General features: G+C 33.0%; 16 protein-coding genes. 10 read left to right on the top strand and 6 right to left on the bottom strand.

Annotated elements, in window-relative coordinates:
- Positions 1-130: 130 nt before the first annotated feature.
- The gene (locus B2745_RS12190; RefSeq protein WP_304066985.1) at positions 131-1156 is read right to left on the bottom strand and encodes a GntR family transcriptional regulator; all 1026 of its coding nucleotides are present in this window, start codon (positions 1154-1156) and stop codon (positions 131-133) included.
- Positions 1157-1594: 438 nt separating this feature from the next.
- On the opposite strand from B2745_RS12190, the gene B2745_RS12185 reads away from it, so the two are divergent.
- The 3 genes from B2745_RS12185 to B2745_RS12175 are packed head-to-tail and all read left to right on the top strand — an operon-like array spanning position 1595 to position 8192.
- On the top strand, positions 1595-4417 hold the full coding sequence (locus tag B2745_RS12185; RefSeq protein WP_304066982.1) for a hypothetical protein: 2823 nt from the start codon (positions 1595-1597) through the stop codon (positions 4415-4417).
- A gap of 10 nt (positions 4418-4427) precedes the next feature.
- On the top strand, positions 4428-6749 hold the full coding sequence (locus B2745_RS12180) for an alpha-L-rhamnosidase C-terminal domain-containing protein (protein ID WP_304066980.1): 2322 nt from the start codon (positions 4428-4430) through the stop codon (positions 6747-6749).
- A gap of 30 nt (positions 6750-6779) precedes the next feature.
- Positions 6780-8192, top strand: coding sequence for a sialate O-acetylesterase (locus B2745_RS12175; protein ID WP_304066978.1), 1413 nt, complete (start codon positions 6780-6782; stop codon positions 8190-8192).
- Between the two features lie 368 nt (positions 8193-8560).
- On the opposite strand, the gene B2745_RS12170 is transcribed toward B2745_RS12175, so the two are convergent.
- Both B2745_RS12170 and B2745_RS12165 read right to left on the bottom strand, forming a co-directional pair.
- Complete coding sequence (locus B2745_RS12170; protein WP_304066975.1) at positions 8561-9391, bottom strand: sugar phosphate isomerase/epimerase family protein; 831 nt, start codon at positions 9389-9391, stop codon at positions 8561-8563.
- Positions 9392-9835: 444 nt separating this feature from the next.
- Positions 9836-10666 carry a phytanoyl-CoA dioxygenase family protein gene (locus B2745_RS12165; protein WP_304066972.1) on the bottom strand — a complete coding sequence of 277 codons (831 nt, stop codon included), beginning with the start codon at positions 10664-10666 and terminating at the stop codon, positions 9836-9838.
- Between the two features lie 129 nt (positions 10667-10795).
- On the opposite strand from B2745_RS12165, the gene B2745_RS12160 reads away from it, so the two are divergent.
- The gene (locus B2745_RS12160) at positions 10796-11674 is read left to right on the top strand and encodes an AraC family transcriptional regulator (protein ID WP_304066970.1); all 879 of its coding nucleotides are present in this window, start codon (positions 10796-10798) and stop codon (positions 11672-11674) included.
- 469 nt (positions 11675-12143) lie between these two features.
- Here the strand turns inward: B2745_RS12160 and B2745_RS12155 are convergent, their stop codons facing one another.
- Entirely contained in the window at positions 12144-14546 is a 2403-nt protein-coding gene (locus B2745_RS12155) for an FAD-dependent oxidoreductase (RefSeq protein ID WP_304066968.1), read from the bottom strand.
- A 549-nt stretch (positions 14547-15095) separates the two neighbouring features.
- Between B2745_RS12155 and B2745_RS12150 the strand changes: the two genes are divergently transcribed.
- From B2745_RS12150 to B2745_RS12135, 4 genes are all read left to right on the top strand, one after another.
- Positions 15096-19163 (top strand): discoidin domain-containing protein, encoded by a 4068-nt coding sequence (locus B2745_RS12150; RefSeq protein WP_304066965.1) that lies wholly within the window; start codon positions 15096-15098, stop codon positions 19161-19163.
- 139 nt (positions 19164-19302) lie between these two features.
- Entirely contained in the window at positions 19303-20589 is a 1287-nt protein-coding gene (locus tag B2745_RS12145) for a discoidin domain-containing protein (RefSeq protein ID WP_304066963.1), read from the top strand.
- 159 nt (positions 20590-20748) lie between these two features.
- Positions 20749-21222 carry a discoidin domain-containing protein gene (locus tag B2745_RS12140; protein WP_304066960.1) on the top strand — a complete coding sequence of 158 codons (474 nt, stop codon included), beginning with the start codon at positions 20749-20751 and terminating at the stop codon, positions 21220-21222.
- A 77-nt stretch (positions 21223-21299) separates the two neighbouring features.
- On the top strand, positions 21300-22688 hold the full coding sequence (locus B2745_RS12135; protein ID WP_304066957.1) for an MFS transporter: 1389 nt from the start codon (positions 21300-21302) through the stop codon (positions 22686-22688).
- A gap of 427 nt (positions 22689-23115) precedes the next feature.
- Here the strand turns inward: B2745_RS12135 and B2745_RS17005 are convergent, their stop codons facing one another.
- Together B2745_RS17005 and B2745_RS12130 are read right to left on the bottom strand one after the other, a co-directional pair.
- Positions 23116-23217 carry a Fic family protein gene (locus B2745_RS17005; RefSeq protein ID WP_414691933.1) on the bottom strand — a complete coding sequence of 34 codons (102 nt, stop codon included), beginning with the start codon at positions 23215-23217 and terminating at the stop codon, positions 23116-23118.
- 47 nt (positions 23218-23264) lie between these two features.
- Positions 23265-23399 carry a hypothetical protein gene (locus tag B2745_RS12130; protein ID WP_304066954.1) on the bottom strand — a complete coding sequence of 45 codons (135 nt, stop codon included), beginning with the start codon at positions 23397-23399 and terminating at the stop codon, positions 23265-23267.
- A 156-nt stretch (positions 23400-23555) separates the two neighbouring features.
- Here B2745_RS12130 and B2745_RS12125 point away from each other — a divergent pair, with 156 nt between their 5' ends.
- Together B2745_RS12125 and B2745_RS12120 are read left to right on the top strand one after the other, a co-directional pair.
- A complete protein-coding gene (locus tag B2745_RS12125; RefSeq protein WP_304066952.1) occupies positions 23556-23867 on the top strand; it encodes a type II toxin-antitoxin system HigB family toxin in 312 nt (103 codons plus the stop codon).
- A gap of 4 nt (positions 23868-23871) precedes the next feature.
- Positions 23872-24228, top strand: a complete 357-nt coding sequence (locus tag B2745_RS12120; protein ID WP_149074778.1) for a helix-turn-helix domain-containing protein — start codon at positions 23872-23874, stop codon at positions 24226-24228.
- Positions 24229-24366: the final 138 nt, after the last annotated feature.

Genomic DNA, 24366 nt, shown 5'->3' with positions numbered 1-24366 from the left:
AAATATTAACCAAAGTCAATGGTTTAAGCAAAAAAAGGGCTATAAATGTGTGTCAGGGATTGGATAATTAATGATTATGAATAGTAAAGAAAAAAGACTAATGTGAATGATATAATTTTTTTGAAAGTTTTTAAAGGGATTTCCTTAAAATAATCTTGGCCTTATCTCTAATTTTTGCAGTTTCTTTATTAAGAATCGCTAAAGCTGCTTCTTTTCCCATCATATTAAAGTCTGTACTAATTACAGTTATTCCTTTTTCCAGCACCTCTTTAACAGAGGTATCATTATAAGATAGCAATCCAATATCTCGCCCCAACTTCCAATTATTTTTATGCGCAATTTTAATAATTGATACATCATCCTGATCATATCTGCTAAAGGTGATAAAGGCATCTCCAATACGCATATTACTTTCGTCTACAGAGTTAAGAATGACGTTATTTTTATTAAATTGCTTCGTAAATTTTTTAAATCCTTTAATAATAGCATCACCATGGTAAGCTTCGCGGGGAGCAACTAATACCAATCTAGAATATTTCTCTAATTGAGGTAGCAATTCAGTCAGGCATTCTTGAATGTCAGATTGATAATCCTGAAAAATACAAGTGTAATCGCCTTCCAATTCTGATTCATTATAATCTAGTATTATTCTTTTATTTGCAGGAATCCGATTCAGCACCTCTTTTACACTTTCTTTAAAGAAAGTTGTGATTACGAAATGAGTATAGTTATTAAGGTTTTCATCAATAAGTTTCTCAAATACTTTAAAATTGTGATGATGGAAGTAAACATCCACTTCCGCAAAATCACTTATGTTTTCCACAAAAGATTGGTATATTCTGTCTCTAAGAATATTCATCTTGTCAAGGATTAGGCAAATGCGATATTGCATATGCTGACTCTTCTTCTTAACATAATAGCCTTTTCTATATTCAGACTCAATAATACCTTTTTCTGATAAGTAATTTAAACCCTTTAAAACGGTTTCTTTACTCATCCCTAAATGCTCTGTAAGCTTATTCAATGAAGGCAGTCGGTCATTTATTTGCAAATCATCCGTTTCTATCTGGTTTGTGATAAATTCCACAAGTTGCATATATTTTGTACGATAATTTCGACCAGATCCAGTTGAAATATTATTATTGGTAGTTTTCAATTTTCGACTATTTTTTACAAAGATATTTATTTTGTGTAAAAAAGGTCGTAGTTGTTGGCAAGAATCTAACCAGCTAAAATTTTTAAAAGAATTATAACAACAGTACTTTTTAATCTATGCATTCTCATTGTATTTAATTTTTAGCAGGAATATACTTATGCCTACATAACGCTATTTTAGAATATTTATAAAGGCTTGATATGAAATTTATTGAGTTGTCAAATTTCTTTATACCCTAAATTGTTTTAATTATTAATCGGATAACCTTGAATAATAAATTAGATAAAAAATTTGTTTAAATCATTTAACTTGCTAGTTTTGTAAAACAAACCAGAACAGACCAGACTAAATTAAATTTCATCTCGTCCTAAATTAATTTTAGTAATACCTGTATGATTAAGAGGTTAACGCAATTTGATGATATTTTGACAATTAAATATGAAATTAATAAATCAAATAATGATAAAAAGAATATTAATACCATTCCTTCTTTTTTTATGCTTTACCGGATCATTAAAAGCTCAAAGCATAGACAAAAATTCAGTTTTAGCATCTTCAATTACTAATGAAGGTATTATTAAGTTTACTGATAGCGGTATAGAATACAAGTTTTTACCCTCTTTTACAGTAATGTACAATAATTCGGATCCCAAAATCAATACATCAGGGGCGTCTGAATTTAATACACTGGTTCCATCATGGAAATTATATAACAATGACAAACTTCGTGTGAAGGATTACTATAAAACTGCAGAATTATTTGCAATAAATCCTACAACTATTAAGAAAAATGGTAATGAATTTCATATTAGCTATCCTGAGAATAGTTTGTTTAAATTGAGTGCAGTTATAAAAAAAGATAGTCGAGGTATTCCAGAATTATCTTATACCCTTCACGTTAAAAATGATGGTTTTTTTTCAGTAGGTTATACAGGTGCGCCAACAAGTAACCAAGCAGATTTGCAGCAGATATGGCAACCTTGGGTGTGGCAAGCACTTCGCTTCCCTGATCAGTCTTATTTAAGTATTGATGATGCTGCTCCTATGCCTGCAACTATGTTTACCAAAGGCGGCATTACCTTTTCTGCTTTCGTTAGTCCTGATGCTATTCCTTATAAAATGCCACATGGAAGCGATGCAAAATTCGGGGTTTTATTACGAAATCAGCATGGTGATGCTCAACCTCAAGTTTTTTCTCCTGTTCTAGGAAAACCAAGTTCAAAATTATTAAAAGGTGCTGTATTTTCATATAAAGTTAATGTTTTAGCTTATAAAGGAAATATTGATGACTTGCACCAATATTTAGCTTATAAGGTTTTCGGATTTAAAGATTATCGTAAAAACTCGGTTGGTACTTTAAATGAAACTATTGAAAATATGGCAAATTTTGCCATGAATGACTATTACTCTGGTTGGAATGCAAATTTAAAAGGTTTTGATTATTCTACAGATGTAAAGAATTCTGTAAAGATGGTTTCAGCATTAGATGCACTTTCTTATGCTATAATATCAGATAATGATGAAATATTTAGTAGAAGAGCGAAACCAATGATGGAATACATTTTATCAAGAGAAAAATTTCTGTTTTCTCAAAAAAATGAGGTTAAGGCTCAAAATCCTTCACACGCAATGAAAGGCCCAACTGCAGAAGTGTCCGAATTAACCTCTTTGTATAATTTTTCTCAAAAACGCTCTCCGGTTTTTAAACATTACACAGAAACACTATATGATAAAGATAGGACATTAAATTTATTAATGCCAAGCAAAGGTAATACATGGCAGAATTTTTTAGCTGTATATCGGGCTACTGGAGATTCCGTATTTTTAAATAAAGCAAAAAAATCTGCTAAAGACTATATTGAGAAAAGGATTAATAAACTTGCTACAGATTTTTCTGATGCGAATGCTCATTTTGGGGCTGGTGGGCAGTTTTGGACAGATTTCACCCCTAAATGGATAGATTTAATTGAGTTGTATGATGAAACTAAAGACCCCATTTATTTAGAAGCTGCTGTTAAGGGAGCAAAAGAATATGTAAAATATATTTGGTTTCATCCACGCATTCCGGATGGGACGGTTAAAATTAATGGCAGCGGAATGCTCCCAATTGGAGACCGTCATAACAAAACTAATCCAGAAGCTATGAAAGCAGATCCTATGCAGGTAGAGGCGTGGCGGGTATCGCAAATTGGATTGACACCAGAAGCTTCCAACACTTACACTGTCAATCAAGGTATATTTATGACAAATTATGCTCCTTATTTGCTAAGGCTCTCATACCTTACAAAAGATTCTTTTTTTCGTGACATAGCCAAAGCAGCAGTAATTGGGCGATATAATAATTTTCCTGGTTATGACATAAACATAGACTTTACTACGCATTATGAAAGACCTGATTATCCGCTTCAGGACTGGCAAAAGCTTACTTATAACCAGATTTATTATAACCATGTTTGGCCACATATTGCCTTACTGGTAGATTATCTAATTTCTGATGTAACGGAAAAGTCTGGTGGTAAAATTTCATTTCCATCTCAATATAAACAGGGTTATGCTTATCTGCAAAGTAAGGTATATGGAAGCTCGCCAGGTAAGTTTTACGCAGATGATCAAGTTTATTTATGGATGCCTCCAAAACTTTTAAGACAAAGTAATATACAAATCAATTACATTTCTGGTTATGGAAATGGCAATTTATACTTTGCATTTATGAATCAAAGTCCGGCAGCCGAAGAATCTGACTTCACAATAAATCAGGAAATAGCTTCCTTTGATATCAACAAAGAATATAAAGTAACAATCTTGAATAGAAAAGGTGAGAAAACATATGGTACTTTGAAAAATGGGCATATTAGAATTAGAATTCCCGGCAATGATATAGTATCTATAATAGTTAATGACTTAAAGATCAAACCAAATTTTCAATCAAAAGTATATGACAAAAATGAGGTTGCTTTAAGTGAAAAATCTTTTCAAGACACTAATACGTCATGGGGAAGAAGTGTTGGAATGATTTATTCTATGGGAAAGAATCTAGAAAATGCATTTTTCTGGTTAGAAGCAGATGAGGAAAAATTCAGTCAGGTAATATTCAGCTATGATGTAGGAAATGGGTGGATAAAAAAAGAAGATAATGAATATCCTTATGAAATCGACTTCCCTGTATCTGAAAAATGTACCAGCGTAGCTTATAAAATAGAAGGAATTGATAAAACTGGAGTAAGAACTGTGATAAACTCAGGGGAGTTAAAAAAATATTAATTTAAAAAGGATGAAAAGATTTATAATTCTAGGTTTTGTTGTTTTGTTTAATTTTTCGTTATTAAGTGCGCAACCTAATACAAGTAGTTGGATATGGAATGCAGAGGCAACTGAGCCTAATACATGGGTAAGTTTCCGTAAAGAAGTAGATGTTAAATCAATTGGGCAAGGAGGAATACTAAATATCGCAGTCGACTCTAAATACTGGTTATGGATTAACGGTACTTTGGTGGTGAAAGAAGGTGGATTAAAACGTGGTCCTACTCCTAAAGATACATATTACGATGAGGTCGATATTAAAAATTATATTACCACTGGTAAAAATACTATTGCGGTGCTAGTATGGTACTGGGGAATTAACGGCTCCTCTCACCATTCTAGTGGTAAACCTGGCTTTTATATGGACGGATTTGTAGGAGATAAGCAGATTCATACAAATTCTACATGGAAAAATATTCAGGTACAATCCTTTCAAAAAAGTAAGATTCCAATTTTTAATAAACAAAATATTTTATCTGAATGGGAAATATCTTACGATGCTAACAAGGCGATAGCTAACTGGTATGGAATTCATTTTGATGATTCGGAATGGAAAAATGCTCAGGAATTAGGAAAAAAAGGAAGTGCACCTTGGAATAATTTATTAAAGCGTGAAATACCCCAATGGAAAAATAGTGTACTTACACCTTATAAAAATAATCTTACGTTTCCTTTGGCTATTTTAAAAGATACTGTTTTAAGGTGTTTTCTCCCTCATAATATGCAGTTCTATCCCCATCTCGAAATTCTAAGTGATAAAGGGAAACTCATAAAAATTAAAATGGAAAGAGATTGGAAAGTTAATAAATATGTAACTACAGATGGGCTTCAATCATTTGAAATACCAGCTTGGGGAAACGGAGAATTTGTTGACTACACTATTCCTGCTGGCGTTACTATCTTAAATTTAAAATATAGAGAAACCAGCTATAATACTTCTATTGAAGGTAAATTCAATAGTTCCAGTGCCGGACTAAATAAATTGTGGGACAAATCCGCCCTAACTACCTTAGTAAATATGAGGGATAATTATATGGACTGTCCGGATAGGGAGCGTTCACAATGGACTCATGATGCAACAAGCATTTCTGAGTTTGCTAACTACACACTTAGCACAAGTTCTGCCTTATTAACACGGAAATTTTTAAGGGAGTTTATAGATTGGAAAACGCCAAACGGAATACTATGGGGTGCTGTACCAACAGGCAGATTTGAGGGATCTTATCGTGAATTTGCAAGTAGTCCATTAATTGGTATTGGTGTAGGGATATATCAGTATTTTATGAATACTGGTGATACAACTTTTATCAAAGAATCTTATCCTGCTGTAAAGAATTACTTATTACAAACGTGGCAGTTAGATCCAGCCACTGGATTGGTACTACACAGAGGAGGCTGGGTTAAGGAGCAGTGGGGAGAAGGCACTCATAATTGGTATGATTGGGGTGATCCTAGCCAGGATTGGTATCTTATGGAGAATTGTTGGTATTATTTGGCTTTGCAAAAGGCTAATTATTTTGCAAAAATTTCTGGTAATAAAAATGATACCAGAGCCTATGAAACAAGGATTAAAAGTATAGAAAAGCATTTTGATTCCTATTTCTGGACGGGAAAACACTATCAATCTAAAAACTTTAATGATGTAGATGATAGAGGAAATGCACTTGCAGTGTATTGTGGTTTAGCAACTAAAGATAAATTTGATAAAATAACAGAAGTGCTTGAGAAAAGCCTTAAAGCAAGTATTTATATGGAAAAATATGTGCTGGAAGCTCTTTACCAGATGGGTAAATCATCAAGCGGTTATAATCGCTTAATGAAAAGATACGATAATGAAATCACTTCAACATATAGCACTCTTCCCGAACATTTTGGTAGAATTGGAAATCATGGATGGAGTGGTGCACCCGCTTTAATAGCAGGCAAATACATAACAGGTGTAAAACCAGTTGAACCAGGTTATACTAAATTTTCTATTACACCTCAACTAGGAGTTCTAAATTATGTCTCTTCAGTTGTTCCATCTAAAATGGGAGAAATCAAAGTTACAATTGCTAAATCCACAAAAAGTGTTTCCATTAATGTTTTAATTCCACATGGAACACAAGCAGTTATTGGCATACCCAAAAATGAGGAGAGTATAGATTTTAAGAATGTTTCAGTAAACAATCTATTAGTTCTCCAGAATAAAAAGACTGTAATCCCTTTAAAAGGTATAAAATTCATCAATGAGAATGAGAGGTATTATTTATTTAATGCAGAAGAAGGCGAATATCATTTTTTAGCTAATTAAGCTTCGGACTTAAATACAGAAGATTTAAAAATGAAAAGGCACTTCAAACACATAATTGCCATTATATTTTTATGTATTATAACACATGCTGAAATTTTTGCCGAGATTAAATTGTCTGCAATTTTTAACGATAATATGGTGTTGCAACAGATGAGCAAATGTGCCATTTGGGGCAAGGCATCAAAAAATACAAAAGTAAATATTACCACATCCTGGAATCAAAAAAAGTACAGTACAATTAGTGCTGCCGATGGAAGTTGGAAAGTAAAAGTTTCTACACCTGTAGCTGGTGGTCCTTATCAAATAAACATTAGCGACGGTAGAACGCTAACCTTAAAAAATATTTTAATTGGTGAAGTTTGGGTATGTTCTGGCCAATCAAATATGCAGATGCCTTTAAAAGGTTTCAGCAACCAGCCTATAAATGGAGCCTTAGAGACAATTGCATTTTCTGAAAATCCTCAGATAAGATTATTTACTGTAGAAAAAAATAGCAGCTTAGAGCAATTAGATAATTTTAACGGGACATGGAATTTGTGTGAGCCACAAAACGTTGCTGAATTTAGTGCCGTAGCTTATAATTTTGGATTAACTTTAAACAAGGTACTACACATACCTATTGGCTTAATTAATATAAGCTGGGGAGGAACTCGTATTGAACCTTGGATTGGAGAAATAGGCATCAAAAACTTAGATTTTGTAAAAGTCCCGAATAAGAGGCCAGTTACTAATTTATCTGCACAGACACCTACAGTTATATTTAATGCAATGGTTAATCCAATGGTTGGATACCAGATTAAAGGAGTGATCTGGTATCAGGGAGAATCTAACACTAAATCGCCTAGTGAATATCAAAAATTATTACCTGTTTTAATTAAAGATTGGAGAAATGCATGGGATATCGGAGATTTTCCTTTTTATTATGTGCAAATAGCACCTTACGATTATAAAAGGCCAAATGAAAATTCTGCTTTCTTTCGCGAAGTACAATTAAAGGTCTCTACAACTTTACCCAATATAGGGATGGTTTCTATCCTAGATATTGGGGATAAAGGGGTTATTCATCCACCAAATAAAAAGCAAGTAGGAGAAAGGCTTGCATTCTTAGCATTAAATAAATCGTACAATCTTAAGGGCATAGCAGCAGAGAGCCCTGTTTATAAAAGTATGAAATTTGTTGAGAGTGACATCATCCTTACTTTTGATCATGCACCTCTTGGCCTTACCTCCTTTGGTAAAGGCCTCCGAAACTTTGAAATTGCAGGTGAGGATCAAACATTTTATCCTGCAAATGCATCAATCACTTCAGAAGGTATTAAAGTTTCCTCATCATTAGTAGCATCACCTTTAGCAGTAAGGTACGCTTTTAAAGATTTTGTAATTGGTGATTTGTTTGGTTTAAACGGATTGCCGGTATCTTCTTTTAGAACCGACGACTGGTAGTAATAAAAAAAATATTCATATTAATGATTTTATCAATATTTGTCTTCCTATAAACGGCCAAAATGATGGTTCTCAAAACCCCTAATAGAAGTAAGCAAAGCTGGTGATATGCCTATATTTTTTGATGTAAATAGAGATTATTTTAAGATAGAGTAGTAGAATCAGTAGATAGAAATTTTGCCTAAGAAAGTGGTCTCTAACTGTTAAACTTTAAATTATAATAGAGGTGTTTATTGGTAAGTTTTCTTCATATTAAACTGTTTCTAAAAAAATTATTGAAATTAAAGAAAAATGTGAAAAGCGATTTATAGCGAACAATTATATTCAAACCTTCAGATGTCTTTTGAGGAAGATTTTGGCAGTTGCATTTAAGTTGGTTTGTTACTATATCGATTTTTAAGAAGCTCAAGCATGAATATATTTATGTCCCACTGATTAGAGATTGGGATTTGAGAGTATGGTTGTAGTGGCATGTATGGAGCGGGGCCAAATTCTGTTGTAATTGTTAGACTTCTCTTATTTTGCTTATTTATTTCAACAACTTTATCCCACCAAAATAAATGTCTTTCAAGTATTGATTGCCACTCCGGGGCTCTTGGATCATTAACCTGAGGCCCCTCTGGAAATCCAATTCTAGAGTGTATATGAACAGACCTTTCAAATGCTAAATTCAAAGCTTCCTCTTGATCTTCCAATAAAGATTCATGTACATTGCACCAATGAGAAATATCTAAACAGATTTTCAAATCTGGAAAACTCTCTAAATACGATTGAGTGATATGCGCAGCGAATAGACTTTTCCCTCTATGAGTTTCATGAATAATATTGATTCCTGAACTGCTACTTAGTCTTTGTGCCAACATAAACAATTCAAGATTTTCCTTTTTAGAAAAATAGTCTTTACCAGTCTGACAATTTATAAATAATGGTTCTGCTTCTAAAAGATTGTTTAGATGTTTCTCATAATTATATTTATGCAACCTAAAATCAGATTCATAAGACTGAAAATATTGGCCTATAAGTTCTAACCCATTACTTTTTAAAGACTTTAAAATACTTTTCTTTCTTTCTGATTCAAAAGGTAGGCTCATTTCAATACCATTGTATCCAAACTTTTTTATATTTTCTAAGAATTCATTTATTGGCAGACTATTGCCCCATTCTGTTGCAAAGTACTTTATTTCTATATTATTTTCCATCATTTTGTTCTGAAGTGAAAAGACTATAATTAGTAGTTATGAATTGATTCTTAATTTGGTATGAATAAAATAATTGAGGTTATATGACAGCTCTGTAAATGTAAAGTCTGCTACATAAAAAAATATTCCAATTTCTTTTTTTTACAGCGAAAAACCGAGTTTATAGTTGGAAATAAATCATAAAAAGCTGCTACTATACTTGAATAAAACTATAGGAAACTTTAGTTTAAGAAGAAAATTAAAATAACTTTCTTCTTAAACTATTTTTAAAATTTTATAAATGCTAGTATCTAGTATCCCCTGAAGAGTTATCCATATTTATAGATGTTTTTAGTATCCAAGCATTTGAACATAAGCTTTATCAAGATTCCAATAACTTTAGTTTTGATTCATTTTATAAATTTGTTAATAGCTTTTTTATAAAACTTTGAATAGGTGCTTTATTTAGCCTTTTAGCGATTCATCTACCTTTTTAGATGAAAAATCTGTCATTTCATTTAAACTCTTTATCTCAGCTTCCAAGAGTGCTTCGTCTTGCACAGGTGAAATTGGAGTAATACATGATTTTGATTTTTCATTGTATGGAATATTTGTTTGTCGGTTATAACAAGAAATTAAGCTCCATCTAGCATTATCAGATAAATTTGCTTCTGAACGATGCAACAAATTACTGTGGAAAAACAAAACATCCCCAGGTTTTAAGGTAACATATACTAGCTCCATAGTCTTTAACGCCAAGTCTACATAATGTTGAGATGCACCAACCTGTTCTCCTGAAAATCCGTGTTCTATCCTTCCAATTTTATGGGATCCTTTTATAACCTGCAAACATCCATTTTCTACAGTTGATTCAGTAATAGCAGTCATTACAGAAATCATTTGATCTGGATATAAGAACTCATTTCTATACCAATAACCATAATCCTGATGCCATTCCCACGCACCCCCAACTTTTGGTTCTTTCTGCATTAACTTTGAGTGAAAATGACAAACCGGTGCATCACCATCTAACAAGAAGTTCACAGCATTAATCATCCTTTTACTTTTTGTCAGTAATCCAAATACATCATCTCCTGGTGTAAACCATAATGCTAGTTTAGTATTTTTTCCAGATTTATCTTTTAATTCATAGGAGTTGTTAGTGATTGCCTCGTCTTGAACGGTAGCCTGATAAATTTTGTTTACCTCTTGAGTGTTTAGAAAGGACCGAATTATTAAAAATCCATCCTCTAAATAAGCTTTTTTCTGATCATCTGATAATTGATTTTTCATCATATCGTTTAAATTTAGTTTATCAAAAGTACCCTGAGATTTACTTTATTTACATACTATGTAAACTAATAGTGATACTTTGTTATCTTAAATATAACTAATTGACTATTTTTATAGTATAAAAGATAATATATGAAAAAGAGAATTATCCCGATTCTAGAGTATTTAAAACCCGAAGAAGAAGATACTTTTGTTATAAGAAAATTCGATCTTCCGTATTTTAGTACTCCATGGCATTATCATCCAGAATTCGAACTTGTTTTTATTATTAAGGGAGAAGGAAAGCGAATTGTTGGGAATTCAATTTCTGATTTTCAAGAGGGACAGCTTTCATTTTTAGGGCCTAAAATACCTCATATATATCAAAACCCGTCTGCATATTACCAACATAACTCCTCGCTCGGAGTGTCTTCTATCGTTCTTCACTTTTTACCAGAGGCATTCGGAAATAGTTGGTTTTCCTTACCTGAATTCAAGAAAGTACATCTTTTATTTAAAAAGTCAAAAATGGGCTTAGACCTTCATGGGGAAGCTAGAAAGTTAATTATTGAAAAAATGTTTTTATTAGTTGAGGCTAAAGGAATTAAAAGGCTTATTTATTTTTTCCAGATTTTGGATATCTTAATCGAGACGAAGGAGTTTACCTATATTACAGATGAAATTATGATAACTGAAAACGTAAACGACGCGAAAAGATTAAGTAATGCTTTACTGTATATCTACAATAATTTCCAATACGAAATTTCCTTAGATGATGTAGCAAGAACAGCCTTTATGACTCGTAATTCTTTTTGCAGATTTTTCAAACTCAGAACTAAAAAGACTTTTTCTTCACTTTTAAAAGACCTAAGATTGAATCATTCTGTTAAATTAATGTTGAATGAAAACTTAAGTGTAAGAGAAGTAGCTTTTAGAAGTGGATATAGTAACCTGGCGAACTTCAATAGGCATTTTAAAAAAAAGTATGAATTAACTCCTCTTGAATACGTAAAAAAGCATAAAATTATTTGATAAAACTAATATTACAAATAATCTAGTTGTACAGTAACATGGTAACTTTTCCGAATTTAATTCTTATATTAAAGGTTGTCGGTTATATCATTGTTGCTGGTTAACCTCCTCTGGTTTACTCCTACTAAAGAAGGTGGAAATTTATATTCGTAGTAAATATAAATAACACCCACTTCCGCACTAGCAGAATAAAGATTTCCCCTAAAATATTTTATAACTAAGAGATTTTATCTGCTAATTCATAAAATATAATTAATCATTCATAAAAATATAATCAATCTGTTATCTAGTTAAATGAGATATTAATAAAGTGGGTGCCATTAGAACTTTAATTCAAGTTAATACAGTAAACTGATTCTTTTATGTAATAAACTTTTATTTTTATGAGTATAAATTACAGTTGCTAAGGTGTTTAATATATATATATCTGCTGTATTTGTAGGCCTTTTCTTTATTTGGTGATAGCTATTTATTTATAACAACGAATTGAGAACAACCCAACTGGTATATTTTCTGAAAATTGTTCAAACTGAAAGATTAGATGTTTTGTAATTACGGTTTGTGGTAGTACAATTTGGTTAATAGTTTGATAATTTCCATTTTTTTCAAAGATTATATTTTCCTTATCATCCTTTATTTTATAATTTCTAATACAAAAAGGCATTACATCTTCTGGATGTCCCATTAGTACACTTTCCATGGGATGATCATAATCTGTATCAAAAAATAAATCAATCTTAGTAATTTCTTTGGCTTCTGTCCAGGTTAACGTTAATGTTGGGAAAGAATCTTCTAACGCAGCTACCCAAGCGTTAGGTTTTGTAGTTGGTCTATAAATACCAGTTTTAATATTTTTCGCATCGAATTGTTTAATAGGTGGATGAATCTTTAAGGCAAGATTATGACCTTCCGGACGACGCTGCGGACACCAAAATTCAAATGAATCTACACCGATATCTTCCTTAGGCTCCTGCTTTCCATAATTTGATACTGCTTTATTAACTGAATTAAATGCAGATAAAATACCAGTTATCCTACGATGTGTACGAGATAGTGATACTTGAGGGTTTTTATGAAAAATAATAAATGCATAGGCAGAATGCGGTACAGGAACCTTAAATGCAATGGTTTGTATACTTTTTCCTGTAGGTATACTCAAGTTTATCTTTTCTAAAGTGACATCTGGAGTATAGTTTCCAATTTTCTTGCTAATACGTAACTCAACTTCAATATTTGTTGTTGTGGATGCAATAGTTTCTATTTGCAAATTTGGTACTACGCCTAAGTTTAAAGGCAGAAGCTGTGCTATAGATAAATCTAGTACTTGATGAAAATCTGCAGGCATATTGTTTAATGCCAATTCACTAGATGCAATAATAGATGCCTCTTGTACTAAATCTTGAGGGTCTTCCAGTTCAAAATCAGGAATATGATGTCCACTTTTTAACAATTCAAATTGTAAATCCTTTATATAACCAGCTTCCAAAATTTCTCTTGGACTTAAGTAGTTTTGTTCAATAGATGTGATGTGTGAAGGGTAGTTTTTTATTTCACAATTATTGCTTACTTTATTTTGTAAGTGTAAAACTTCGTGAGCGTCTACAGATTCTACCAGTTCGTTAATTTCTGCTCCTTTAATCTTAGAAATATATGCCGCCATACCTACTGCTTGCCCAACATGTGCTGCAGTTGCCATCACTCTCGTAGATGCAAATGCCACATGGCTCGCACTAATAATTCTACCGGCTAAGAAGAGATTTGGAATATTATTGCTATAGAGTGTGCGATATGGAATTTGATAAACCCCTTTCCCATGCCATTGATTACAACCTGGTTTCTCACTAAATACTCCATCTGCGGGGTGCAAATCAATTGACCAGCCACCAAATGCTACTGCATCCTCAAATGTGTTTTGTTCAACAATATCTTGTTGGCGCAACATATAATCTCCTTCAAACCTTCTACTTTCTCTTTTTCCGGGTATGGTACCTACCCATTCCAGTGTAAGGTTTTCTGCGTCCGGGAAATCGCCAGAATTTTTAATATAATCCCAGGCACCGTAAACAACTTTCCACAGTTCCCATTTTATTTTTTCCGTATCATGTACTGTATCTAACCTACCACCATACTCTAGCCACCATAACTTACAGCCATGTTCCTTACTATTAAAACTTCTAAATCTTGGAATCTCTTTTGTAACATCTGCTGCAAAAGACGGAGCCGTAAATTTTACAGGCTTGCCGGTGTCTTTACTATAAAAATATAAGCTGTGTCCTAATAGTTCGCCATATTCTTTTGTAGGAGCGAATTTTTCGCCAAATTCTTCTACACTTTCAGCACCCATTCTAAAAGCAGCTCCAGAAAGAAAACCTACAATGCCATCACCAGAGGCATCACAGAATAACGGTGCTGCTACAATATATTCTGTTGAGTTTTGACTACAAAATGCTTTGACTGACTGTATAGTATCTTCTGAAGTTTTTTGAACTTCATAAACTGCTGTATTTAGTAATAATGTGATGTTAGCCTCTGATTTTACTTTATCCAAAAGGATAATATCTAATATCAAAGGGTTTCCTTCTTTGTTTTTATATGTATTCTCAACTAAGATTTCATCTATAACACCTCCTTCTCGGCTCCAACGATTGTTGTTACCCAGATGTGAAGTTGCTCCTAATATCCACAAACGAACTTCGCTAGATGAATTTCCTCCAAGTACAGGTCGGTCTTGGATAAGTACAACTTTTACTCCTTTTCGGGCTGCTGTTATAGCAGCACATACCCCAGACAATCCACCTCCTATTACTACTAATTCTGTCTCAAACTGTTCTTTATTTAATTTTCTTTTTTTGGCGTAGTCTTGTTTTATCATTTTGTATTTTTTTTGCTTTACAGTATCATAAGTATATAAACTTGTTTAAATTAATCTATACTTAATATAAAAACTGGTTTGGTCTGGTTTGTAAAGCAAATATAATTACATTATTCACATTTCTAATTTTTTTTTTGATTTTTATTCTGGTTGGATTCCTTGAGTATCCATAATTCCCAATTATACTGCGGTCAGTATCGCTCTAAAACATAACCACTAATTATAAGATCATTTGCGGAAATTATTTTTTATGCATTAAATAATATCAAATCAGATTGATCTGCCTATTATCAAAATTATAAGGTTGGTAGCATGGTAAATACTATTGTTAAACTTAAATCATAAAAAATTTGGAATATAAAATTATTATGATTTATATTTGTTAACCAGACTAGACCAAACCAATTATTAAGTCTAAAGCAATAAACGTCGAAATACTTTTTTTGGAGTCTTCTGAATTTGTTGTTTGACAATTTACAGCTCAAATAAGCATAACTAAATTGTCAAACAGGTTGCTAGCAATTAATTAAACTTTAATAATATACAAGTATGAAAAAAATTCTCCTTCTTTTTATTGTTTGTTTATCTGTAATAGTGGCATTTGGGCAGCCCACAGAAAAAAAAACCGGAATTTGGTATTCCACTTGGTTCACCAATCAAGGGAATTATGATTGGCTCAAAAATAGCACTTTCAAAACTAATACATTTTTGTTGGGCGATGTTAATGGTGACGGAAAAGATGACGCAGTGTCTTGTAGTGAGGATACTTGGTATGTGGGACTTTCTACCGGTGAGTTGTTTTCTTCGCCACAGATATGGAAAAGTTCGTTTGGTGGTAGCTTGAAAGTAATGCTTGCTGATATTAACGGAGATGGTAAGAAAGACGCTGTAGTAGTTTCTAACACATATGAATGGACTGTTGCTTTATCTAATGGAAGTGGATTCGGAGTACCATATATTTTAAATACATCATTAGGTAATGGGACTACGGAACAATTTTTCGCCGATTATGATGGCGACGGAGATGATGATCTTTTTTTGTATGCTAATGGAAGCTGGAGTATTTCTCTAAATAATAATGGATTTTTAAGTTCGGCTTCAGTAAAAAAGACAAACTTTGGCGGTACTTCTACTAGCCGTTTGGTTGGTGATATAAACGGAGATGCTAAAGCAGATCTTATTATATATTTTAAATCTGGTGGTGTATGGGAGTCGGCTTTGTCTACAGGGAGTGGATTTAGTACCTCATCGCAATGGAAAAGTAACGTTGCGACTGATTCTGATGTAAAAGAGGTATTTGTAAGAGATATTAATGGAGATGGCAAAGATGATGCTGTTTATTATCAATCGACCACAGGTAAGTGGAAATATTCTCCCGCTACATCAACTGCAATAAGCCCCATAATAATGGATAATCATTCTGGAGATGTTCTTTTGATAGGCGATGCTTACGGATATACTAAAGATCCAGGCGATAGTCTTTGTATAGCGCCTAGAATGAAGTATGTAGCCATTGATACATCTGAAAATGAGGAAGTTTGGAAGGTTACGGATGTTTTGAGGTGGAAAATTCCAAAACTTCAAAATAGGTGGCAAGCTGTAAATTACAAGGATGTTCCACTATATTCAATAAACGGAACAGATACAACATATAAACAATATGATAGTTCTGACCCGCTCATTATCGATATGCATTTGCGTATGTTCAGTGAATCAAAAATCGATTATATTATTTTTGATTTGTCCAATAGTATAGATGCTGATGGATCTATTATAAGAAAGGGAGCCCAAGCTGTAGCAAAGAGAATTAAACTTTGGAATGAAAATCCTGAAAATACTAATAAAATTTATTTTTCTTGCGCTCTTGGTGGCTTGAACTATCAATCTACTAATGCGTTAGCTGCAGAAAATTTTGAAATGGAATGTGGCCTTATAACCGATTATTTTCTTGATGAACCGGGTATAAACTCAGAGGATTATTTTAAGGTAGATGGAAAACCTTTGATAATAATGTACACCTTTTATGCTAGAAGAATGGCTTGGGAGAATGCTCAAATAGATAAATCAAAAAGTTCCGTTTATACAATACTACAAGCTCAAGGAAATTTTACTGCGAATGCACCGCTTGCCGACCAGCTAAATGGGAAATATTTTGGTTGGTATGCCTCTAATAATATTTCTCGTCTTCCAATTGGAAATAAAAAAAATATGGTGGTGCTTCCTGGGCATAAAGATCAAAGTTCAGCTTATACAAACAGAGTGTTAGGAATGGACCCAGAGGGGTATTACAAGGCAAATTGGGATTCTGTTTTGGTTAATTCTCCAGACATGGTTACTATTGTTGGGTTTCAAAATAACGAAAATACAAATGTAGAACCTGCTCTTAATCAACACCTTACAAATGAAGACTGGACTCCTTATCCTAATCCTTCACCATGGACAAGTCCATGGGTTTTTTGGAATATAACCAGACAAAAAAATCTCGCTTATAAGGGAATATCAGAAATAAGCCAAGTTAAAACTTCCTCTAATAAGACTACTAATTTAACTGGAATTAATGTGTTGGGGGCATCTTATTGGTCAAGTTTAACTCACAGTGGACCTAATTACAGTGAATGGATATATATAGATCAAGGGGCGTCTAAACTCGTTCAAAAAGTAGCCTTAAATCCGAGATATTTAAACGGCGTTCCTGTAGGCTTTCCTAAGAATTTCGTCATTCAATATTCGCAAGACTCAACAAATTGGGTACAAATCCCTGGTCAGAATTATGAAAATTATTCTATCAAACAGAGTACTAAAGGATTTGAAAACTTTATATTTTCTTCTCCAATTAACTGCCGATTTATAAGGATTTTAGCTACAAAGCTATCATTATCCGAGGGGAGTTATAGCTTTCAATTGGATGAGATAGAATTAAATGCACCTGAGCCAAACCGATTATTTAATTTAGCTCCAGATGGATCTATTAGCTCTTTTTCTTCGGCAGAAAGCGGTAGACCTGCTGGTAATGCTATTGATGGCATCGATTACGATAATGCTAATCTTTGGACAGGAATTGGATTTCCTCAATTTATAGAAATTGATTTAGGTCAAGATAAACTTATTCAAGCTACAAGCTTGTTTGCTTACGCTGACCGAGCTTACAAATATAAGATTGAAGCCAAAGCAGACGGTGAAACCTATAGTTTAGTGACAGATCGATCATCAAATGAACAAAATGGGCTTCTTCAAGATAATTTCGATAGGCGTAAGGCTAGATTTGTCAAGTTAACCATCACGGGTGCTTCGGGCTATACTGGAAATGCTGTAAGTATACGTGAATTTAAAATTCTTGGACAAAATTTATCAATTGAGCCAAATTTATCTGTTAAAGGAACTATCAGTGCTTTTTCTTCAGCAGAAAGTGGAAGAGCAGCTAGTAACGCAATTGATGGCGTTGATAGTAGTGATTCTAATTTATGGACAGGGATTGGCTTTCCTCAATTTATAGAAATTGATTTAGGTGCAGATAAATATGTACAGGCTTCAAAATTAACATCATTTTCAAATCGTATCTATAAGTATAAGATAGAAGCTCGTAAAAGTAGTGGTACTTATACTACTGTGATAGATAAAACAAATAACACTGCAGCTTTGGGAAATGACTTTTGGTTTAAAGAGGCAAGATTTGTTAAGTTAACAGTCACAGGGGCTCATAATTATACTGGTAATGCTATAAGTATTCGTGAGTTTAGTATTTACGGAAAATCTGTTCCCCCCCAGCTAACTTCACAAATAATTCAATTTCCAACTTTAGATAGTGTGGAGTTAGGACAGCCTGATTTTACTATAAATGCATCTACAAATTCTGGTTTGCCAATTAATTTCACTTCCTCTAATCCTAACGTTGCAAAGGTAGTTAATGGAAAGATAAAGGTTATAAGTGCTGGAACTACAGTAATAACTGCTTATCAGGAGGGAAATTCAAGTTATTCTCCTGCCACTCCGGTTAACCGTCTTCTAATAGTAGAAGGTACAAACTTATTAGGTGCACTGTTTGATGCTTCGAGCATGAACGATCAGCATATTTTGCCAATAAAAATCACTTCATTTACAGCAATAAGTAGCAATAATTTTATTGCCTTAAATTGGCAAACTCTAAGTGAATCTAATACTTCTCATTTTATTGTTTACCGAAGTATTGACGGTTTAAACTTCCAAGAGGTAACTGTTTTAAAGGCAGCAGCCAATTCTGCAGAGACTTTACATTATAATACAAAAGACAGCTCTTATCCCAAAGGATATCCAGTAGTTTACTACAAATTGGTAACTATTGATTTGGACGCTAAGATAAGCTACAGTAAGATAATTTCTGTAAACGTTAATTTAGAAGATTTTTCTTCAAAAATATATCCTAATCCCACTAAAGATAAAATAATACTCGAGCATAACTCGCTAAAATCGGAAATTATCAATATTCAAATAATTGATTTAAACGGGAAAGTCATCAGCTTTCAGGATCAGGCAGTTGTGCAAGGCATTAATAGGATAGTGTATGATGTATCAAAATTAAATAACGGTACATACTTGATCAAATGGGGGAAAAACACAAAAAAGTTTATAAAAATCAATTAATCAACATAAAGAGACAATAAAAAGGAAATGCTAAAGATTGGCTAATTAGGTTCTTTATATTGAGATAAAATTAAGTTAAAGCAGCTTAAAATTCCCATCAATTTATATAAATAATTATTTAGACAAAATAATTGAAATTATGAAAGTAAAACTTACCCTATTATCTACCTTTTTTTATTTTTTTACTCATGCGCAAACTTTGCATCCTAATATATCAACTGTTGCTAATGGTGGTTCTATTAGCTTTCGATCTTCCGAAGTTACAGGAGCTGGTGCGAGGCCAGCAACTAATGTTATTGATGGTAATGAAGCAAGTAATGCTCCAACATGGACTGCTACAACAACAGACGGCATTTACCCTCAGTCTGTAGAAATTGATTTAGGAGTTGATAAAAACGTACAGGCCTCTAGGCTTTTTTCTTTTGCCAATAGAGGTTATTACTATAAGATAGAAGCGAAAGAAGATGGTGGTACTTATAGTACTATAGTTGATAAATCAGCTAATACAGTAGCTCCAGTTCTTGAATATTGGTCTTCAATTAAAAAAGCTAGATACGTTAAATTAACTATTTTAGGACACAACAACGTTACAGTTACAAGTGTAAGTGTTGTAGAGTTTGCGGTTTATGGTAAATCTATAGGAAATGCTGGAACACTAAGCGGTTCTCAAAATATTACTCTTCCAGGAACTACTACTTTTAATTCAACAATAAGTGGTGGAACCTGGTCTTCAAGTAATACTAGCGTAGCAACGGTGAATTCCTCAACCGGAGAAATTACAGGTGTTGCTGAAGGAACTGCGACAATAACTTATACTGTTACAGGTAACACTACAACGTCTGGTGCTACAGCAACAAGAGATGTAATTGTTAGTGGAACTTTGCCAATAACGATAACTTCATTTACAGCAACACAAACCAGTAATTACATTGATTTAAAATGGCAATCAAAAGGCGAATCTAAGACGTCTCATTTTAGTATTTATCGCAGTACTGACGGGCGAAATTTTAAAAGTTTAGTTGTTTTAAATGCTGCTGGTAATTCCACAAAACAATTAAATTATAATACAAAAGATAGTTTTTATCCAAAAGGATATCCAGTGATTTATTATAAGTTAGAAACTACGGATTTAGATGGTAAAGTAAGCTACAGTAACATAATTGCTATAAATGTTTCTATAGGGAACAACCTGTCTAAAGTATTTCCCAACCCAACGAAAGATAAAATAACTTTAACATTTAACGCAGAGAATCCAGAGTCTATTCGTTTTCAGATTATAGACCTAAACGGGAAAGTTATAAACTATCAGGATAAACCCGTTGTATATGGCATTAATCAAATAGAATTTAATGTTTCTCAATTGACAGATGGAACATATTTAGTCAAATGGGGTAGTAACTTAGAAAAATTTATAAAGACTAACTAGATATTAAAAGTGTAATAGGTTTATGAGCTAAAAGCTTAAATCCATTACATACTTTAATAATTAAAGGTAGAATCTTTATAATAACCTAAATGTGACATGCCGTATACTATTCCGAACTCAAATAATATATTATCATTTAATAATTCAAAACTAAAAATCATGAAAATCAAACTATCTCTATTATTAAGCTTTTTGTATTTCTTTACTTATGCTCAAGATTCGGTTTTAAAGCCAAACTTGGTCGTAAATGGTAAAATTAGCGGTTTTTCTGCTGAAGAAGCTGGTAAAGCTACTAACGCCATCAATGGTATTGATAATAAAGACAATGATTTATGGAGCACACTCGTCGGATTTCCCCAATTTATAGAGATTGATTTAGGTGCAGATAAAAATATCCAAGCTTCAAAAGTAACATCATTCTTAAATAGAATTTATAAATATAAAATAGAGGCTAGAAGTAGTGATGGTACTTATAAAACAGTTATTGATAGAACACATAACGGTTCTCCTCTAAAGGTTGATTTTTGGCCAAAAAAAATAATGGCTCGTTTTGTTAAATTGACAATTACTGGTACACTAAACCCTTCGGTTACAGCTACAAGTATCCGAGAATTTAGTATTTATGGCGAATAGATAGTTAAGAGCGTAATATATTAAGAAATAGAATTAATTATATCAATTTATAATTGTAAAATAAATTAGGATAAACAATGAAAATTAAGGGAATGAGATGGTGGATAGTTGTGCTACTATTTTTTGCGGCGGTTCTGAATTACATAGATAGGCAAACCCTTTCTGCTTTAGCACCTACTATACAACTTGATTTAAAAATGAATGATAATGATTATGCTAATGTAATCAATATCTTTCTGGTAGCGTATACTATCGCTTACTTAATTTCAGGTCGTATAGCGGATAAGATTGGAACCCGAAAAGCTATGTTAATTTTTGTAGCTTGGTGGTCTTTAGCAAATATGTTTACAGCGGCTGCAAAAGGTGTGACCTCCTTAGGAGTTTATAGATTTATGTTAGGATTAGGAGAAGCCGGAGTTTGGCCAGCAGCGAGCAAAGCTGTATCTGAATGGTTTCCTGCAAAAGAAAGGGGAATTGCTATTGGTTTATATACCATGGGTGCTACAATTGGGGCAACAATAGCTCCATATCTCGTTATTCCATTGGCAACCCATGCCTATACGGAAACCATGCCTGTTGTAACGGGAATATTAGGCCAAGGCACAGGTTGGAAGTTAGCATTTATTTTAACGGGCTTAGCGGGATTAATTTGGTTAATACCATGGCACCTTACTTATGCAAAACCAGAGAAAAGCACCCTTATTACTTCTTCTGAATTAAATATGATTCAAGCTGCTGAAGCTAATGAGAATCCAGATGATTTGGTAGCTAAAAATGCATGGTCGTGGAAAGCAGTATTAATGTTTAGAGGAACTTGGTTATTATTAATTGGAAGATTAATTACTGACCCAGTTTGGTATTTCTATCAATTTTGGTTTCCAAAATATTTAAGTGCAGATAGAGGGTTAAGCCAAGAATCGTTAAAGATAACATGGATTATTTATGCAGCGGCGGGGATTGGCAGTTTATTAGGTGGACTGCTTTCTGGTTATATCATTAAAAAAGGAGGTAAAGCTCCAAATAGTAGAATGTGGGTAATGTTAGGTTGTGCATGCATTATGCCATTATCCCCTTTTATTGCCAATGTTACAAATCTAAATCTTTCTATAGTTTTAACGTTTTGTACCGTCTTGGCTTCTTTGGCGTGGCTTACTAATATTGGCTCTTTGGTGGTAGATGTAGTTCCTAAACATTCTTTAGGAACTGTTTTTAGTGTAGTTGCGGCTGGAAGTACTATAGGAGGTATTATCATGAATATGATGGTTGCAGCTATGGTATCTCAAGACAATTCAACTTCTGCAGGCTTTTTAGACCAAGGGCTTCATGTAATGTTTAGTCCCTTTTTAAGTTTAGTACAAGGAAATGGTTATTTACAATGGTTTATAATTATGGCTTTTTTACATCCAATAGCTTGGCTAGTTTTAAAAGTTGGAGGGGTTCACACTTTGTCAGCCTTAAAAAAGTAAAATAAAGATTTTAGGTAACTTTTAATAACTTTATATTTATACACTATTAAAAGTTACCTAAATTATCTAATGAATTAAAAAAAAACTTATTTTCAAAACATCGGTTATAAACGTATACAACAAAGCGTTTACTGGAATGTTATTAATAGTAAATATTTTACTGTATCATTTGTTATTTGGATTAAAAGGTTGACCACAACTTTTACCATCATATCTTTTTCATCGGGCTTACTTTCGGTAATCATCAGCGTTAATGCGACTAAGGCATTATCTGCTATACGCTTTGAATCATCCTCTCGGTACAGAATCTTATTTTTTTTCCAAAAACCATACAAACATGTAAGCAGCTATGGATCAAGCGTAAAAGTTGGGGAGAGACATTAAGCATATATTTTAGCTAGTCTAAAAAGGAAGAACTTCACATTTCTTACGCCTCTGAACTGCGATCGGCAGCTATTCGTTTGTTACCGTCGGAAAAGGAATGATTCTTAACTACAAAATATAATAGGTTAGCTGCTTTTTCTTCAATGGTTGGATAAAATTCAACGCCGCTAAAAGACTAATAGATAGTTCCTATTAATCCTCAGAAAGAATATCCTTGTCATTGCCGAACAACGAAATACCACCAAATTTTTCTTTCAAATCCTTGATGGCCTGCATAGCTTCTTCGTAGGGCGCTAGTAAATCTTCATTATTAATCAATTTTCCCATACAGCCTTATAAATTAAACCCAGAGGAGAAACAATAGGGGAAATTGTATTAAATTTGGTAGTAAATAATGATACAATTTGAGACCACCTTTGTCTACTTCTTCCTTCAATAAACATCGGTTTTCTTTTTGAAAACTTTTGTTTATCTTTGTTATTCATGAATGTCATCAACCGTAAGACAATTATTTATTACACGGAAAAATATCCGCAAGCTAAAACGCAGTTGTTGGTTTGGTATAATGAGATTCTAAAACAAAGTTTTGGGAATTTCAACGAATTAAAAGCGGTATATGGTAATGCCAGTTTGGTAAATAACCAACGGGTAGTTTTTAATATCAAAGGCAATGATTATAGGTTGGTGGTCTCTATTAATTTTAGGCAGAATGCTTGTTACACTATTTGGTTTGGTACACATAAGGAGTACGATAAAATAGATGTAACAACGGTTTCTTACAATCTTAATTTATAAAGCAATGAACTGGAAATTGATAAAAACAGAAGAAGAACACCAAAAGGCAGTTGATAGGGCTATGGAAATATTCCATGCGGAACAAGGTACGCCAGAAGATGATGAATTAGGTGTATTACTGCTTTTAATCAAAGATTATGAGGATAAAACTGTAACAATGCCCGAAATAGATGTCTTGGAAGTCATCAGAGATAAAATGAATGAGCAAGGCTTGAAAAATAAAGACCTTGAACCGCTTATTGGCAGTAAAGGTCATGTTTCTTCTGTGCTTTCAGGTAGAAAGGAAATTACGCTGAGAACGGCTCAAAAATTAAGGGATTTCTTCAATCTGCCAGCAGAATTATTTTTAAAAATCGGATAATTATTTGGGCTCCAAAACAAAAAATCCCACAAATTTTCATTTGCAGGATTTTAATCCGTAGCCCAAAAACTACAAAACTCGAACTCCTTTATAAATGATTTATGCCTTGTAGCGCATCTAGATGATGAGTTTAATTTA

This window comes from Pedobacter glucosidilyticus, from assembly GCF_002483235.1.
Classification (GTDB): Bacteria; Bacteroidota; Bacteroidia; order Sphingobacteriales; family Sphingobacteriaceae; genus Pseudopedobacter; species Pseudopedobacter glucosidilyticum_B.
The sequence above is the reverse complement of the archived record's forward strand: the minus strand, read 5'-3'. Positions and strand labels throughout refer to the sequence as shown.